This is a genomic window from Pseudomonas sp. RSB 5.4, assembly GCF_037126175.1.
Taxonomy (GTDB): Bacteria; Pseudomonadota; Gammaproteobacteria; order Pseudomonadales; family Pseudomonadaceae; genus Aquipseudomonas; species Aquipseudomonas fluorescens_H.
Window position 1 is genome coordinate 5087724 of sequence record NZ_CP146986.1, and the last position, 17915, is coordinate 5105638.

At 59.8% G+C, this 17915-nt stretch carries 10 protein-coding genes and 1 pseudogene; 7 read left to right on the forward strand and 4 right to left on the reverse strand.

Features of this window, described 5'->3' with window-relative positions:
• Window positions 1–27: 27 nt before the first annotated feature.
• Window positions 28–1965, forward strand: a complete 1938-nt coding sequence (locus tag V9L13_RS23025) for a methyl-accepting chemotaxis protein (RefSeq protein WP_338800619.1) — start codon at window positions 28–30, stop codon at window positions 1963–1965.
• A 200-nt stretch (window positions 1966–2165) separates the two neighbouring features.
• Here the strand turns inward: V9L13_RS23025 and V9L13_RS23030 are convergent, their stop codons facing one another.
• Together V9L13_RS23030 and putA are read right to left on the reverse strand one after the other, a co-directional pair.
• Window positions 2166–3968, reverse strand: a complete 1803-nt coding sequence (locus V9L13_RS23030; RefSeq protein ID WP_338800620.1) for an acyl-CoA dehydrogenase — start codon at window positions 3966–3968, stop codon at window positions 2166–2168.
• A gap of 260 nt (window positions 3969–4228) precedes the next feature.
• Window positions 4229–8182, reverse strand: a complete 3954-nt coding sequence (putA, locus tag V9L13_RS23035; protein WP_338800621.1) for a trifunctional transcriptional regulator/proline dehydrogenase/L-glutamate gamma-semialdehyde dehydrogenase — start codon at window positions 8180–8182, stop codon at window positions 4229–4231.
• A 458-nt stretch (window positions 8183–8640) separates the two neighbouring features.
• Here putA and putP point away from each other — a divergent pair, with 458 nt between their 5' ends.
• The 5 genes and pseudogenes from putP (at window position 8641) to V9L13_RS23060 (ending at window position 15420) form a co-directional block, all read left to right on the forward strand.
• Window positions 8641–10125, forward strand: coding sequence for a sodium/proline symporter PutP (gene putP, locus V9L13_RS23040; protein WP_003220979.1), 1485 nt, complete (start codon window positions 8641–8643; stop codon window positions 10123–10125).
• 353 nt (window positions 10126–10478) lie between these two features.
• A pseudogene (locus tag V9L13_RS23045) lies at window positions 10479–12479 on the forward strand (type VI secretion system tip protein VgrG); the annotation flags it as partial.
• A 1049-nt stretch (window positions 12480–13528) separates the two neighbouring features.
• Entirely contained in the window at window positions 13529–13918 is a 390-nt protein-coding gene (locus V9L13_RS23050; protein WP_338800622.1) for a hypothetical protein, read from the forward strand.
• Window positions 13919–14045: 127 nt separating this feature from the next.
• Window positions 14046–14768, forward strand: a complete 723-nt coding sequence (locus V9L13_RS23055; RefSeq protein WP_338800623.1) for a DUF4123 domain-containing protein — start codon at window positions 14046–14048, stop codon at window positions 14766–14768.
• 331 nt (window positions 14769–15099) lie between these two features.
• On the forward strand, window positions 15100–15420 hold the full coding sequence (locus V9L13_RS23060; RefSeq protein ID WP_338800624.1) for a hypothetical protein: 321 nt from the start codon (window positions 15100–15102) through the stop codon (window positions 15418–15420).
• 97 nt (window positions 15421–15517) lie between these two features.
• Here V9L13_RS23060 and V9L13_RS23065 read toward each other — a convergent pair whose 3' ends face one another.
• Window positions 15518–15931, reverse strand: a complete 414-nt coding sequence (locus V9L13_RS23065; protein WP_338800625.1) for a hypothetical protein — start codon at window positions 15929–15931, stop codon at window positions 15518–15520.
• 324 nt (window positions 15932–16255) lie between these two features.
• On the opposite strand from V9L13_RS23065, the gene rlmJ reads away from it, so the two are divergent.
• Entirely contained in the window at window positions 16256–17095 is an 840-nt protein-coding gene (rlmJ, locus tag V9L13_RS23070) for a 23S rRNA (adenine(2030)-N(6))-methyltransferase RlmJ (RefSeq protein WP_003220988.1), read from the forward strand.
• A gap of 126 nt (window positions 17096–17221) precedes the next feature.
• Here rlmJ and msrA read toward each other — a convergent pair whose 3' ends face one another.
• A complete protein-coding gene (msrA, locus tag V9L13_RS23075) occupies window positions 17222–17887 on the reverse strand; it encodes a peptide-methionine (S)-S-oxide reductase MsrA (RefSeq protein ID WP_003220990.1) in 666 nt (221 codons plus the stop codon).
• Window positions 17888–17915: the final 28 nt, after the last annotated feature.

Below are 17915 nucleotides of genomic sequence, written 5' to 3' on the forward strand. Positions count from 1 at the left end.
CGGCCACTTATTCTTTGGGGGTGCTCCATGCAGTTGTGGCGACGCAGTATTCAATGGCAGCTGATTCTCAGCATGGGCACCGCCCTGCTGGTCAGCATCCTGATCGTGGTTGGCATTTATACCCTGGTGGTCAACCGCCTCGCCCAGAGCTATCTGGTCGAACAAGCGCTGCCGTCGAGCATCGAAGCGACGCGCAACGACATCGAACGCATCCTCGTCCAGCCCCTGACCGCCGCCAAAGACATCGCCAGCAACAGCATGGTGCGCGACTGGCTGGCCTCGGGTGAAGACAGCAGCAAAACGGCGGCCTTCGCGCAGTATCTGGAAGGCATCCGCGCCGAACATAAAGCCTTCACCGCGTTGATCATCGGCACCGAATCCAATCACTACATCACCGAAAAAGGCCTGGATCGCACCCTCAGCCGGGCCAAACCGGCCGATGCCTGGTTCTATGCCTTTCTCGACAGCAACCAGCCGCGCACCCTGAACATCGACAACGATGGCGCCACCGGAGAATTGGCGCTGTTCATCGACTTGAAGGTCGAGCAGGCCGGCAAAGTGGTCGGCGTCGCGGGGCTGGGTCTGAGCATGAAAGAGCTGTCGGAGCTGATCCACAACTTCAGCTTTGGCGAGCGCGGCAAGGTCTATCTCGTGCGTTCCGACGGTTTGATCCAGGTCCATCCCGAGGCGCAGTTCAGTGGCAAGCGCACCCTCACGGAGCAGATCGGTGCGTCGGCGGCGCAAGCGGTCATGGGTCAAAAAGTCGCCGCTAACAGTTCCTTCCGGCGCGATGGCGAAGACTTCCTCGCCTTCAGCCTGCCGCTGCGCGATCTGGGCTGGACGCTGGTGGCCGAAGTGCCGCAATCGCAGATCTACGCCGAAGCCCGCAAGGCGATGTGGATGAGCGGCGGCATCGGTCTGGCGGTGGCACTGGTGTGCCTGGCGCTGGTGGTGTGGCTGGCCCAAGGGTTGGTGCGACCGATTCGTCAGGTAACAGCCGCGCTGGTAGCAATCGGTAGCGGCGGTGGAGATTTGACCCATCGGTTAGATTCCAGCCGCGCCGATGAACTGGGCGATCTCTCGCGCGGCTTCAACCGCTTTCTCGACAGCCAGCGCGGGATGATCGGCGAAGTGCTGACCACCAGCGAGCGCCTGCGCACCGCGGTCGGCCAAGTGGCGATAGTGGTGGAGAACACCGCCGAACGCTCAGGGCGCCAGCAGGAAATGACCGACATGGTCGCCACGGCGGTGCATGAGATGGGCCTGACCGTGCAGGAAATCGCGCAGAACGCCGGCAACGCCGCGCTGGCCTCGCAAACCGCGCGGGATGAAGCGCTGCAGGCGCGGGAAGTGGTTGGCGGCTCGATCCGCCACATCGAAAGCATGTCCGACGAGATCGGCCTGGCGGCGGGCGCGGTCGGTGAGCTGGCGCATCAGGTGGCGTCGATCGATTCGGTGCTGGCGGTGATTCGCGGGGTGTCCGAGCAGACCAACTTGCTGGCACTCAACGCGGCGATTGAAGCGGCGCGCGCGGGGGACATGGGCCGCGGATTTGCCGTGGTGGCGGATGAAGTGCGCACCTTGGCGCGCAGGACGCAGGCGTCCACCGACGAGATTCAGCAGATGATCGGCAGCCTCAAGCAAGGCGCAGAAAACGCGGTGTCATCGATGCGCACCGGGCAGGCGGCGACCGGCACCGGGGTTGAGTCGAGCCAGCGTACCGGGGCGTCGTTGACCGCGATTACCGGGCAGGTCGAGCGTATCAGCGACATGAACCATCAGGTTGCGACCGCGACGGAAGAACAGTCGGCGGTGACTGAAGAGATTAACCGCAACGTACAGGGGATTTCCGATCTGGCCCGGGCCACGGCGGGCGAGGTGCGGGCGTGTCGTGAGGATTGTCAGATGTTGCAGCGGTTGGCGGATGATCTGGCAAGGCAGATGGGTGGGTTCAAGTTGAGCTGAGTGCTGAGTCTGAAAGCCCCTCACCCTAGCCCTCTCCCGGAGGGAGAGGGGACTGACCGAGCCGTCTCTCGCTATACATCGACCTGAAAACGCCAGTCGATTATGGATTCGGTAGACCTCTTTCAGGTCGATGGAGTATTCAAGCATACCCTGTTCGGCCCCCTCTCCCTCCGGGAGAGGGCTGGGGTGAGGGTTGGCTCTCAGAACCACCCATCCTGCATCGCCAGGCACGTATCATCCCGCGCCTCGAGCAACGCCAGCTCATGGTGACAGCCCGGCACTTCCCACGTCAGGAAGTACCGCGCCGCCTGCAACTTACCCTTATAGAAGTCGGCATCCGCCGCATTGCCCTTGACCAAACCTTCCTCGGCGCGGATCGCCTGTTCCAGCCAGCGCCAGCCAATCACCGTGTGCCCGAACACTTTCAGGTACAGCGCCGAATTCGCCAGGCTGCTATTGACCTTGCCCTGCGCCAGATCGGTCAGCAGGCCGATGGTGACTGTTTGCAAGCGAGCCACCAGTTGCTCCAGTGGCTCACGCAGTACGGTCAGAGATTCATACGCGGTCGCGCGCTCGGCGGTGTTGGCGATCAGACGGATCAGTTGCTTCAATCCGGCGCCGCCATTCTGCGCCAGTTTGCGCCCGAGCAAGTCCAGCGACTGAATGCCGTGAGTGCCTTCGTGGATCGGGTTCAGACGGTTGTCGCGGTAATACTGCTCCACCGGGTATTCGCGGGTGTAGCCATGGCCGCCGAGAATCTGGATCGCCAGTTCGTTGGCCTTCAGGCAGAACTCCGACGGCCAGGATTTGACGATCGGCGTCAGCAAGTCCAGCAGCTCATGCGCCTGTTTGCGCTCGGCTTCGTTCTCCAGCGTGGTGGTGTCATCGAACAGCCGTGCGGCGTACAGACCGAGGTCAAAGGCCCCTTCGACGTAGGATTTTTGCGTCAGCAGCATGCGTCTGACGTCCGCGTGCTGAATGATCGCCACTGGCGCGGTGGTCGGATCCTTGCTGTCCGGCACCCGACCCTGCGGGCGTTCGCGGGCGTATTCCAGCGAGTACAGGTAACCGGCGTAGCCGAGCATCACCGCACCCATGCCGACGCCAATCCGCGCCTCGTTCATCATCTGGAACATGTAGCTCAAGCCATGGTGCGGCTTGCCTACCAGATAGCCGACACACTCGCCGTTATCGCCGAAATTCAGTGCCGTTGAGGTGGTGCCGCGCCAGCCCATCTTGTGGAACAACCCAGCCAGCAGCACATCGTTGCGCTGGCCGAGGCTGCCGTCATCGTTGACCAGAAACTTCGGCACGATGAACAGCGAAATCCCCTTCACCCCCGGCGGTGCGTCCGGCAGCTTGGCCAGGACCATGTGCACGATGTTTTCCGACAGCGGGTGATCGCCGCCGGAAATGAAGATCTTGTTGCCCTTGAGTCGATACGTGCCGTCAGGCGCCGGCTCGGCGCGGGTACGAATATCCGACAGCGACGAGCCGGCGTGCGGTTCGGTCAGGGCCATGGTGCCGAAGAAACGGCCGTCGATCATCGGTTGCAGGAAACGCTGTTTCTGCTCGTCGCTGCCGAAGCTTTCGATCAGGTTGGCCGCGCCCATGGTCAGGAACGGGTAGGAAGTGGTCGCCGCGTTCGCTGATTGAAAGTGCGCAAAGCAAGCTTGCGACAGCAGCGTCGGCAGTTGCATGCCGCCGGCTTCGAAGCTTCGTGCGGCATTGAGGAAACCCGCCTCGAGGAACGCGTCCACCGCCGGCTTGACTTCGGGAATCAGAATCGCCTGGCCGTTCTCGTAGCGCGGCTCGTTCTCGTCGCCCTTGCGGTTGTGCGGCGCGAAGTATTTCTCGGCGATGCTGCGCGCGGTGCCGATGGCCGCGTCGAAGGTCTCGCGGTTGTGCTCGGCAAAGCGCTCACGCCGGGTCAGGCCCTCGGCATCGAGGACTTCGTACAGCTCGAAAGCCAGATTGCGGGAACTGAGCAGCGTCTCGGACATGGCGGCCTACCTGAAAATGGGGGTTGGGCCGAGTCTAGGCTTGCTGATAAAAGCTGAATACGATGATTGATAACGGTGATGTCAGGGCCGAGCACCGACTTAACAAATACCCCAAAACAACTGTGGGAGCGGGCTTGCTCGCGAATGCGGTGGATCAGTCACTGGAGATGTCGACTGACGCAATGCCTTCGCGAGCAAGCCCGCTCCCACATTGGGATTTGATTGTCAGGCAACCATCGCGGTTGCCTGACTACTCGGGTTTAACCGATGGTCATCAAGCTCGCATTACCCCCCGCCGCTGCGGTGTTGACGCTCAACGCCCGTTCGATCACCAGACGCTCCAGCGCAATGTTGGTCTCGCCCTGGGACAAGCCCTGAACGCCAACGATCGCACCGGCGCGCTTGGCAATCTGCTGGCAGACACCACGCAACTGGTCGGAATGACCGTGATGCAGCACGGCATCAAACACCACTTCATCCTTGTGCCAGTCGGCAACCCGTTTGATCCGCGCCTGAACTTCCTTCGGCAGGCGTGCGAACAAGGCCTTGCTGATGTCGGACTCCGGCCATACCGCCGAACCGCCGACAGCCAATACCGCCGCCAGTTGGGTCAGCAGATCGCCTTCGACGTCCGCCAGGCACAGCACGTGTTCACGCGGCAGGATCGCGTAGCTGTTCTTCTCGCCGGTCGGGCCGGCCAGCACGCGGGTGATGCCGCTTTGCGATTGCGCGGCGTACTGCACGCACAGGGTGCTCAGGTCGGCGTACTGGTTGCTCTCGGCCCAGGCCTTGAAGGCGTTCAGCGGTTTGCTCATGGCATCACGCAGACGCACGTCCGGGGCGACGGCTGCATCACCGCGCGCGAAGGATTGTTCGATCGCGTCAGTAGGACGGGTCGACAGCAAGCGGTACAGGTACAGCGGACCACCGGCCTTCGGGCCAGTCCCCGACAGGCCTTCGCCGCCGAATGGCTGCACGCCGACCACGGCACCGACGATGTTGCGGTTGACGTAGATGTTACCGGCGTTGACGTTGTCGATCACCTTGGCGATGGTCTCGTCGATGCGGGTGTGCACGCCGAGGGTCAGGCCATAACCGGAGGCATTGATCTGGCCGATCAACTGGTCGATGTCCTTGCGCTTGTAGCGCACCACGTGCAGCACCGGGCCGAAGATCTCGCGTTGCAACTCGTCGAAGCTTTCCAGCTCGATCAGGGTCGGCATGACGAAGGTGCCGCGTTTGACTTCTTCGCTGTCGGCGATAGCCACCTGGTACACGCTGCGACCTTTGTCGCGCATGGCCTGGATGTGCTTGTCGATGCCGGCCTTGGCTTCGGCGTCGATCACCGGGCCGATGTCCACGGACAGACGCTCAGGGTTGCCGAGACGGCTTTCCGCCATCGCGCCCTTGAGCATTTCGATGACGCGGTCGGCGGAATCTTCCTGCAGGCACAGTACGCGCAGTGCCGAGCAACGCTGACCGGCGCTGTCGAAAGCCGAGGACACCACGTCGATCACCACTTGTTCGGTCAGTGCCGAGGAGTCGACGATCATCGCGTTCTGCCCGCCGGTTTCGGCGATCAGCGGAATCGGACGGCCCTGGCTGTCGAGGCGACCCGCGATATTGCGTTGCAGCAGGCGCGCGACTTCGGTGGAGCCGGTGAACATCACGCCTTTGACGCGCTCATCACCGACCAGACCGGCACCGACGGTTTCACCGCGACCCGGCAGCAGTTGCAGCACGCCTTCGGGAATCCCGGCTTCCAGCAGCAGGCGCACGGCTTGCGCGGCGACCAGCGGAGTCTGCTCTGCCGGTTTGGCCAGGACCGGGTTACCGGCGGCCAGTGCGGCAGCGACCTGACCACTGAAGATGGCCAGCGGGAAGTTCCACGGGCTGATGCACACCACCGGGCCCAGTGGGCGGTGGGCGTCATTGCTGAAATCGTTGCGCGCCTGCACTGCGTAGTAACGCAGGAAGTCGACCGCTTCGCGGACTTCGGCGATGGCGTTGGCGAAGGTCTTGCCGGCTTCACGGGCCAGCAGGCCCATCAGTGGCTGGATCTCGCCTTCCATCAGATCAGCGGCACGCTCCAGAATCGCCGCGCGCTCGGCCGGCGGGGTGGCCTGCCAGATCGGTGCGGCGTTAAGGGCGCACTGGATCGCGTTGTTGACATCTTCGACGGTGGCTTCCTGCACGTGACCGACCACATCGCGGTGATCTGCCGGGTTCAGCACCGGTGCCGGCGCTTCGTTGCTGGAAGCGCAACCGAGCATCGGCGCGGCTTTCCAGTCGTTGTGCGCGGTGGCGAGCAGGGCGCAGGACAGCGAGGCCAGACGATGTTCGTTGGCCATGTCGATGCCGCTGGAGTTGGCGCGCTCGGAGCCATACAGGTCACGCGGCAGCGGAATGCGTGGGTGCGGCAGGCCGAAACCACCCTCCACGGTCGCCATCTGCTCGATCTGGGCCACCGGATCGGCCACCAGTTCCTGAATCGAAATCGACTGGTCGGCGATGCGGTTGACGAACGAAGTGTTAGCGCCGTTTTCCAGCAGACGTCGTACCAGGTACGCCAGCAGGGTTTCGTGAGTACCGACCGGTGCGTACACGCGGCACGGACGGTTCAGCTTGCCTTCGGACACTTTGCCGACAACTTGCTCGTAAAGCGGTTCGCCCATACCGTGCAGGCACTGGAATTCGTACTGGCCCGGGTAATAGTTCTGACCGGCAATGTGATAAATCGCCGACAGGGTGTGGGCGTTGTGCGTGGCGAACTGCGGGTAGATGACTTCCGGCACCGCCAGCAGTTTGCGGGCGCAGGCAATGTAGGAAACGTCGGTGTACACCTTGCGGGTGTAGACCGGATAGCCTTCCAGGCCTTCGACCTGGGCGCGCTTGATTTCGCTGTCCCAGTACGCGCCTTTCACCAGACGGATCATCAGACGATGACGGCTGCGGCGGGCCAGATCGATCACGTAGTCGATCACGTACGGGCAACGCTTCTGATAAGCCTGGATAACGAAACCGATGCCGTTCCAGCCGGTCAGTTGCGGCTCGAAGCACAGGCGCTCGAGCAGATCCAGCGACAGCTCCAGGCGGTCGGCTTCTTCGGCGTCGATGTTCAGGCCGATGTCGTATTGCTTGGCCAGCAGGGTCAGCGACAGCAGGCGCGGGTACAGCTCATCCATCACGCGCTCGTACTGCGCACGGCTGTAACGCGGGTGCAGGGCCGAGAGCTTGATGGAAATGCCCGGGCCTTCATAAATCCCACGACCGTGGGAGGCTTTGCCGATCGAGTGGATGGCTTGTTCGTACGACGCCAGGTACTTCTGCGCGTCATGTTCGGTCAGCGCCGCTTCACCGAGCATGTCGTAGGAATAACGGAAGCCCTTGGCTTCGAACTTGCTCGCGTTGGCCAGTGCTTCGGCGATGGTTTCGCCGGTGACGAACTGCTCGCCCATCAGGCGCATGGCCATGTCGACGCCCTTGCGGATCATCGGCTCGCCGCTCTTGCCGATGATCCGGCTCAGCGACGAAGTCAGGCCGGCTTCATTGTGGGTCGACACCAGTTTGCCGGTCAGCAGCAGACCCCAGGTCGCGGCGTTGACGAACAACGACGGGCTGTTGCCCAGGTGCGGCTGCCAGTTGCCGGTGCTGATCTTGTCGCGGATCAGTGCATCGCGAGTGCCCTTGTCCGGGATGCGCAGCAGCGCTTCGGCCAGGCACATCAGGGCCACGCCTTCTTGGGACGACAGGGAAAACTCCTGCAGCAGGCCCTGAACAATGCCTGCACGACCGCCGGCACTTTTCTGGTTACGCAGTTTTTCCGCAATGGACGCGGCGAGTTTGTTGGTGGCTTCGGCCATCGGTGCCGGCAGGCGCGCCTGCTCGATCAGCATCGGCACCACTTCCGGCTCTGGGCGACGGTAAGCGGCGGTGATCGAAGCGCGCAGTACCGATTGCGGCAGGATGCTTTCAGCGAATTCGAGGAAGCACTGGTGGGCGTGATCGTTCTGGACTTCACCGGCGTCGTCGGCGTCCTTGGTGGTCAAACCGTTCAGCTCGGTCAGGGTTGCACCACCCTCGAGTTTTTCCAGGTAATTGAAAATTGCCTGCTTGATCAGCCAGTGCGGGGTGCGATCAATCGAGGTCGCGGCAGCCTTCAGGCGCTCGCGGGTCGGGTCATCAAGTTTGACCCCAAGGGTGGTGGTAGCCATATTTTTATCCTCATGGTTGCCACAGTTGCGTGGCATCAGCTGGCGGCAAGATTAGCCGTGCGCTGAGTGAGGTGCAACCGGGTGCAACCCTTTTTTTGTCGGAAAAATAAACGCTTCGTCAGGAATTATTTTCTGGTACTGAAGTGCCGCTCTGGCTTGGTGCTTTTGCTTCTAAGCGAAGTGCTTGGACTGCGCTAAAAGGGAGCAAAAACCGCGTATTTATCGTTGTATTTGACTAGGTGCAACTTAATTGCCAGAAACTGGTTGCACCTTTTTTGCTTTGTTGCATAGCATTCGCGCCCAAGGTGCAACCGGGAATGCCCGGTGCATCGGCTGGTGGCTTTCCTGGGGAAACATCAGTCCTAAATGCGCGGGATCCCGTTTCGTCTGCCAAACGTCGTCGTTTGTGGACGATCAATCACCGCTGCAACATAAAAACAAAGCCAGGGCGTAACTTAATGAGCGTAAGCAATCCAACACTGATCACCTTCGTGATCTACATCGCAGCAATGGTGCTGATCGGCTTCATGGCCTATCGCTCCACCAACAACCTCTCTGACTACATTCTTGGCGGCCGCAGCCTGGGCAGCGTCGTGACGGCTCTGTCCGCCGGTGCTTCCGACATGAGCGGCTGGTTGCTGATGGGCCTGCCGGGTGCCATCTACATGTCCGGTCTGTCGGAAAGCTGGATCGCCATCGGCCTCATCGTCGGCGCCTACCTGAACTGGCTGTTTGTCGCCGGCCGTCTGCGCGTGCAGACCGAGCACAACGGCGATGCCCTGACCCTGCCGGACTACTTCTCCAGCCGTTTTGAAGACAAGAGCGGCCTGCTGCGCATCATCTCGGCGATCGTGATTCTGGTGTTCTTCACCATTTATTGCGCATCCGGCATCGTGGCCGGCGCCCGTCTGTTCGAAAGCACCTTCGGCATGTCCTACGAGACGGCGCTGTGGGCCGGTGCGGCGGCGACGATTGCCTACACCTTCGTCGGCGGTTTCCTCGCGGTGAGCTGGACCGATACCGTACAAGCCACGTTGATGATTTTCGCGCTGCTGCTGACGCCGATCATCGTGCTGCTGGCCACCGGCGGCGTCGATACCACGTTCCTGGCCATCGAAGCGCAGGATCCAAGCAACTTCGACATGCTCAAGGGCACCACCTTCATCGGCATCATCTCGCTGATGGGCTGGGGTCTGGGTTACTTCGGTCAGCCGCACATCCTTGCGCGTTTCATGGCCGCTGACTCGGTGAAGTCGATTGCCAACGCCCGTCGCATCTCCATGACCTGGATGATCCTGTGCCTGGGCGGCACCGTCGCCGTGGGCTTCTTCGGCATCGCCTACTTCTCGGCGCACCCGGAAGTGGCCGGTCCCGTGACCGAGAACCACGAGCGGGTGTTCATCGAACTGGCGAAAATCCTCTTCAACCCTTGGGTTGCCGGTGTCTTGCTGTCGGCGATTCTCGCGGCTGTGATGAGCACCTTGAGCTGCCAGCTGCTGGTGTGCTCGAGCGCCCTCACCGAAGACTTCTACAAAACCTTCCTGCGCAAATCCGCCTCCCAGGTTGAACTGGTCTGGGTCGGCCGCGCGATGGTGTTGCTGGTGGCGCTGATTGCTATCGCCATGGCCGCCAACCCGGAAAACCGCGTGCTGGGCCTGGTGTCCTACGCCTGGGCCGGTTTCGGTGCCGCGTTCGGTCCAGTGGTGCTGATCTCGGTGATCTGGAAAGACATGACCCGCAACGGCGCGCTGGCCGGCATTCTGGTCGGCGCCATCACCGTGGTGGTGTGGAAGCATTTCGAGGTGATGGGGCTGTACGAAATCATCCCGGGCTTCATCTTCGCCAGCCTGGCGATCTACATCGTCAGCAAGCTCGGCGCGCCGACCGCTGGCATGGTGCAACGCTTCCAGGCAGCGGAAAAAGATTTCCACCTGAACAAGTGATGCACTGAGCTGCGGCTCACAGGAAAACGGCCCGCGTCCTACAAGGAGGCGGGCCGTTTTTTATGTCTGCAATATCCCTGACTCAGCATAGATCCCCTGTGGGAGCGGGCTTGCTCGCGAATGCGGTGGGTCAAATGAAATCAATGTCGACTGACACGGCCCTTTCGCGAGCAAGCCCGCTCCCACAGTTTTTCGGTGGTGATTTTGAGAGGGTTGTCTGTAGTCGGATACACCGATTTGCGAAGGCTTTTTCGCCAGAAAAAGTAGGGCAAATCTGATTTTCCCGTCACCCAACCAACACCCCTTGCCCCTCATGCAGAATCGCCCGCCCTCATTCTGCAGAGAGACATCGGATGTTCGCGCCTGCCAATCAACCGCGTTTTACGTTGACCCTCGAAGGCGCCCAGCATGACCTCAAAGTCCTTGAGTTCACGGGCAAGGAAGCCATCAGCCAACCCTTTCGTTTCGAGCTGGAACTGGTCAGTGAGCGCCCCGATCTGGATCTCGAAAGCCTGCTGCACTGTCCGGCGTTTCTTGGCTTCGATGCCGATGGCAGTGGTATTCACGGTCAGATTTATCGGGTCGGGCAGGGCGATTCCGGGAAACGTCTGACGCGCTATCACCTGAGCCTGGTGCCGCGTCTGACCTACCTCGGTCACCGCATCAACCAGCGGATTTTTCAGCATCAGACGGTTCCGCAGATCGTCGCGCAGATCCTCAAGGATCACGCAATCCTGCGCGATGCCTTCGAGTTCCGCCTCGGCAGCGATTACCCGGTGCGTGAATATTGTGTGCAGTACGCCGAGAGCGATCTGGCGTTCATTCAGCGGCTGTGTGCCGAGGTCGGTATTCATTACCACTTTCAGCACAGTCCCGAAGGCCACGTGTTGGTGTTCGGCGACGATCAAACGGTGTTCCCGCGCCTGGCCGAGCCGACGCTGTATTTGCCGGGCAGCGGCATGGCGTCGACGGCGCCGGCCATCAAGCGCTTCAATGTCCGGGTGGAGACTCGCACCAGCGTGGTCACCCGGCGCGACTACAACTTCGAAAAGCCGCGACTGCAACTGCAAAGCCGCAGCGACAGTGAGCAGCGCCCGGTGCTCGAGGACTATCACTTTCCCGGCCAATTCAACGATCGAGAAACCGGCAGGCAACTGGCGCAACGTACGCTGGAAAGGCATGTCGCCGACTACCGTCAGGCTGAGGGCATCAGCGACGTATCCGCACTGGTTTGCGGACATTTCCTGCAACTGAGCGAGCATCCACGCCAGGACTGGAATGACCTGTGGCTGCTCACCGCCATCGAGCACCGTGGGCGACAACCGCAAGTGCTGGAGGAATCGGTCACCAGCGACGGGGAAGAATTCCAGGGTTACCGTAATACCTTTCTTGCCACGCCGTGGGAGGTGTTCTTTCGCCCGGCGTTGGGGCCGGAAAAACCGCGCATGCCCGGCTATCAACCGGCCGTGGTCACCGGGCCGCAAGACACGGAAATCCACTGCGACGAGTACGGCCGGGTCAAGGTGCAACTGGCCTGGGATCGTGACGGCGAGCTCAACGAGCATTCCAGTTGCTGGCTGCGCGTCGCCACGGGTTGGGCGCATGACCATTACGGCAGCGTGCTGATCCCAAGGGTCGGCATGGAAGTGCTGGTCGGTTTCATCGACGCCGATGCCGACAAGCCGTTGGTGATGGGTTGCCTACCAAACGCGGCAACTCCGCTGCCGTTGGACCTGCCCGCCGACCAGACCCGCAGCATCTTTCGCAGCCAGAGCAGTCCCGGTGGCGGCGGTTACAACGAGCTGCGCATCGAGGACAAAAAGGGCGCCGAAGAAATCTACCTGCGCGCCCAGCGCAACTGGACTCAGCATGTACTGCACGACCAACAGGTTCAGGTCGACAACCAGCGCAGCATCGTCGTCACCGGACTTGCCAGCCATGAACTCAAGGCTGACGAGCAGCGCATTACCCACGGTCAGCGCCAGACCGAAGTGAAACAGGATGATCACCTGACGGTGGTCGGTGATCGGCATATTCGGGTGAGCAATCAGGCCACCAGTGCCAGCGGACAAGTCCACCTCAGCGCCGGCCAGCAAGTGGTGATCGACGGCGGCGCGAGCGCGACGATTCAGGCCGGCGGACAGTGGATCAGCATCGGCCCCGGCGGGATTTTCAGTAGCGTACCGATTCAGGTCGGTGGCGCGCCGATGGCGGCGATGAGCGCGGCCCCGAGTGTGCCGGGTCTGCCGGAAAAACTGGCGGCCGCGCCCGCGGCGATCCTCACGCTGGCACAAATCATGAGCCTGAAAAGTGATGCGCCATTTTGTGAGGAGTGCGAGCGCTGCAAGGACGGATTTTGCCCGACCCCGACCCCGAGCGCGTTGACCCAATCCCCAAAGCCCTCAGCCCGGCCGGCGCCTTCGAGCGTTGAGCCGGGCTTTCATATTGTTGAGCAGGGAATGTCTCGCTCTGCGCTTGAATCGATACTGTTCCCGCAGCCAGATCCGGCCGTGCTGGAGAAATTTCGCAGCCTTAATCCGCAACTCACCCAATACGCCAAACCTGGGCTACTGATCGTCCTCAGCGATCCGCGTAATGCGCAATGCACGCGGGAAGAGGCGTTGCTGATGGAGGCGGCGCAGAAAGTTGATGCGGCGTTGGCGCCGATGAGTGACTCGGAGGCCGAGTTTATGGCGCGGCATCATGGAGAGATTGAGTCGTTTTTATCGCAGGGTTCGACGAGCGTCGGGATTGGGGCAGCGATGTTCAGTAATCACTTAAAAAATCTCGCAGGCACGTTGAGTGAGTTGGAGGCACTGCATAAGGAAACCTTCGATAAGCACGGCAAGCTTAAAGGCGCTGATTTCTTTGAAAAGCGAAAACAGTTGATGACGCAACTGGATAACAGCCTCAGTCCCTTAATGCGAAAAACGGTCGGTTTGCCAGATCACCCGAACCTTAGGAAAGCGCTGGGCATTTCCAGTCGCAGCCTTGTCCATCACTGGAGCAAGGTGGGTACTTCAGCCGGAATTCCGGGGTATGCGACGCATATTGAGGGGGTAAGTAAAGCGAGCAAGGTAATAAAAGTGGGGGGCTGGATCGGAGTTGGGCTACAGGCCACAGCATCGGGAATTAAGGTCAAGGAGACCTGTCGAGAGGGTACTGAAGAGGCTTGCAGGAGAGTGCGGTTCACCGAAAGTGGGAAATTTAGTGGAATTGTCATGGGCGGAGCCGCAGGGGCGGCAATCGCGAGTCCGGTGTGTGCCGCTATCGGGCTTAGCACTTTGGGGGCTGGCGGAATCGCCTGCGGTCTTGTGTTGACTGGTTTGAGTACCGCTGTGTTGGGCAATACTTTCGGGGATTGGGGCGAGCAAGGGGCAGATGTTGTCTACGAGATCCAGAAATGAGATCGGATATTGAAATACTGTTCCTGTTAAGTGGTTTGGTATTGATTGCCCTTATTTTTCTGTCGTCATTGATTTTGCTGTTTGTCGCTTATTTTTTTGCGCGGGATATCTTTAAGTGTTTGAGCAATTCACCAGCTGTTATTTCTAGAAAACACACCTTGGGATGGGAGCCGATTGGCCGATTTCTATTTATTAGTAGTGTGGGCACGCTCATGATCTTCTCGCGTAAATCCATACGAAATGGAGAGCTGGACGCCAAGGATTACGAAGCCTTGCCTGTAGGCTTGCGGCGGATAATTCTATTTCCCAATTGGATGATGTTGGTGTTAAGCGCCATTGCAATAATCGGTGTGGTGTTGGGGAAGGTTAATGGTTGGTTGAGTTAACCACTTTTCGATGATCAATCTGTTTTTGTCATTCAGGTTGTCTCTTTACGCTGGTTTGTAATTCAGCCATTTGTTTTTTGTAGATAACAGCATTCTCGATATTGTCGAGCGCTGCATAGGCCCTTGAATGAATAAACTAATTCCCCAACATTGGTTACAGCGTCAGCCGTTAATGGCCGATGAGCAACTGTTTGCAGTTCTCAGCAGAACCAGCGATGGCGACCCGTTCAAGGTCTGGAGCGGGTCAACTACCGCACAAGCGCCAAGTCCGATTTGGGCGGACACTATTTACGCCGAGTGGGATGCCGTGATGCCCTTCGTGGGAATTGTCGCTGTGGACAGTGAGTTTCTCGATTGGGTGGCAACTACTGAATCTCTTGATTGGGGCTGGCTGGCGGTTTCTTCGGCGAGCCTTGAAGTGGTGGTTGAGCATTTTCGCAGTTTGACCCAGGTGTTGATGCTGGACGGCAAAGCGGTGTTTTTCCGTTTTTGGGATGGGCGGTTTTTGTCGCCGATCTTGCAGTGCGAGGCGGTCAGCGCGGCGCAGCTGTTGCCGGTGATCTCGCGTGGACTGATTAATGGTCAGGCCATTGATATCGGGGGGAAGGCGCAGGTTTCCGGGCTGGTGTTTCCATGGTGGAAAGTGCCGGAATCGGTGTTGGCAGCGGACGGAGCTGATGTTCAGGTCAGTAACGCTGTGCAGTGGCTGAGCGAGGAATGTCCGGCGTTGTTCGAGGCATTTCCCGAGTCGGTTTTGCGCTGCAAGGTCAGCCAGTTTTTTCGAGTTTCAGCGTCGGAAGATTTGACGCAATCGGCGTTATTGGCGTATTTGCAGGACGAAGCAGAATGAAATTTCCGGGCGAAGACTTCGGAAATTTCCCGCGAGTTGCGGCGGATTTCATGAACTGGTGGGCGGTGGGTTGCGGGGATAGTCTTTTCGTTGTCACTGCGAGAGTGGTGGCAGGGTGTAGGAACCCGAACTTCAAATGTGCATCAGTACCGTCGATTGGTTGCGACACTTAACCAGTGTCCACAACGCCTTTCATGGCGGCTGTGTGCGGGACACGTTTCGACGTGGCTGATTTGAAGTTCCTCAGTTCCTACTCCCGCGCATGGCTGCCACCCAAACCCGTAGGAAGGTCGATGGCAGTCTCAATTTAGAACTTCGAGAATGCTCAAATATGACGATGCTTAAACCCGACCCACCCTACGAAAAAATCATCCCTCATCCCGACAACCGCTTCATGGCCCTGACTGGCAACTGCAGCGACATGCCCACGCTGTTCATCGACACCCAAGTCCCCCTCGACATCCTAATGGACGCCGCCAACCACCGCATCCGCGCCGTGATTCAAGTGCTGGAAAACATGTGCATGCGCGGCTCGGTCGAGTGCGACTCGATCATCCTCAGCGACTTCGCCATGCTCTGCGCCATTCCGCTGCGTGACGGCTGCGATGTGCTGGATGTCATCGGCAAACGCTTGAGCGCGATGCCGGCCTGAAAAAAGAGCAAAAGATCGCAGCCTTCGGCAGCTCCTACAGGGGGGGACGCCAATCCTGTGTAGGAGCTGCCGAAGGCTGCGATCTTTGGACTTTGGCTCAATCAGCGATATACGCATCCTGAGTTTTGATAAAGCGGTCGAGCGCCTCGGAGTTGTAGACCTTCATGCACCCAAAAAACACTACTTTTTCATTCGAGTATTTACTGTTTGAAGGTTTCTGCTCGTAAGCCGCCAACACGTAGTTTCGGGTTTCTTTGTAGGGATCGTGCAGCACCTGGAGCGTGTCTTCATTTTGCAAAATGGTATGCATGCCTTTGCCCATGAACGAATAGGCATTGGCGGACAGTGCGATGTCTTTTTCCAGCGCGGAGCGTTCGTTGAATGGCTTCAGAATGCAGTGGCTCAGTCCGTAGTTTTTTAGTGACTGGCGTGCCTGTTCAATGTCAGTTTCGTCGGCAAGGGCGAGGTATGGGCTAAGCAGGCTGAATAAGCAGATGATCAGATATTGCATGAGTTTTTGACTTCCTGTCGTTCATGGTTCGCCAGTTTAACGCCATAAAAGCAAAGCCCCTCACCCTAGCCCTCTCCCAGAGGGAGAGGGGACTGACCGAGTTGTCTGGGTGATGTACGCCGACCTGCGCCTTCGGTGGTGAACGTCAGTTGGCCAAGCCTGAGATCACGCTGATCATTCAGGTCGATGTAACTCGCAAGTTCACCACCGTCAGTCCCCTCTCCCTCCGGGAGAGGGTGAGGGCCGGCTTTTGTCCGCTCGGCCGCCAACCCCTGACTTGCCGCCCGGTAAAAGGTAAACTTTGCGCCCTTCGCAGGAGCAGCCATGAATTATCGTCACGCCTTCCATGCCGGCAATCACGCCGATGTGTTCAAACACCTGACCTTGACCCGCCTCATCGCGCTGATGTCGCGCAAGGAGCAGCCGTTTGCCTATCTCGATACGCACGCCGGCATCGGTCTGTATGACCTGCAGGGTGATCAGGCCAACCGTACCGGCGAGTACCTGGAAGGCATCGCGCGTTTGTGGGATCAGCCGGATCTGCCGGCGCTGACCGCCGACTACATGAAGGTGCTGCACGAGATGAACCCGGATGGCCAGTTGCGCTACTACCCGGGTTCGCCGGAGCTGGCGCGGCGTCTGACCCGGCCGCAGGATCGGGTGATGCTCAACGAGAAGCACCCGGAAGACGGCGTGCAGCTCAAAGAGAACATGGCCGGCGACCGTCGGGTCAAGGTGCATCTGGGCGAGGGCTGGCATGTGGCGCGGGCGATGTTGCCGGTGCAGGAGAAGCGTGCGGTGATGTTGATTGATCCGCCGTTCGAGCAGCTCGACGAGATGCAAAAGTGTGCGGCGTCGCTGAAAGAAGCGATTGGCCGGATGCGCCAAACCGTGGCGGCGATCTGGTATCCGGTGAAGGATCAGCGTGCGTTGCGCCGTTTCTATCAGGATCTGGCCGGTACCGGCGCGCCGAAGTTGCTGCGTGTGGAACTGCTGGTGCATCCGCTGGATACGCCGAACAGCCTGAACGGCTCCGGGATGGCGATTGCCAATCCGCCGTGGGGGCTGGAGGAAGAATTGCGTGAACTGCTGCCGTGGTTGTCGAAGAAGCTTGGGCAGACCCAGGGTGGGTGGCAGATGGATTGGTTGATCGCCGAGAGCTGATCAACTGTTTTAGCGGTGTCTGAACGGACGCCTTCGCGGGCAAGCCCGCTCCCACAAAGTACTGCGCCATTTTGAAGTCGGCGCTAAACCTGTGGGGAGCGGGCTTGCCCGCGATGCTTTGGCGGTTTAGTTACCCGCCAGGCTCGGTGGCATGCACACGCCGGTGCCGCCAATCCCGCAATAACCTTCAGGGTTCTTCGCCAGATACTGCTGGTGATAAGCCTCAGCAAAGTACACGGTCGGCGCCTGCTCGATCTCGGTGCTGATTTCGCCCAGGCCAGCCTTCGACAGTTCAGCCTGATACACCGCTTTGCTCTTCAGCGCAGCGTCCAGTTGCTCTGGCGAGGTGGCGTAGATCACCGAGCGGTACTGGGTGCCGATGTCGTTGCCCTGACGCATGCCCTGCGTCGGGTTATGCAGTTCCCAGAACATCGCCAGCAGCTCTTCGTAGCTGACTTTGGCCTTGTCATACACCACCAGTACCACTTCGGCGTGGCCGGTCAGGCCCGAGCAGACTTCTTCGTAGGTCGGGTTCGGCGTGTAGCCGCCGGCGTAGCCAACCACGGTGCTGACCACGCCTTCGCGCTGCCAGAAGCGGCGCTCCGCCCCCCAGAAGCAACCCAGACCGAAGATCGCAAAGTCGACGTCCTGAAAGAATGGACCGAGCAAGGGAGTTTCTTCGAAGACGAAATGCTTTTCAGGCAGGGTCATCGCGGTTTCGCGGCCGGGCAGCGCTTGTTCTTTGGTCGGTAGCACGTTTTTGTTCACCAGAATTTCCGAGCGCAGAACCATGATCGTTCCTCTCAGTCAGGATGGGATG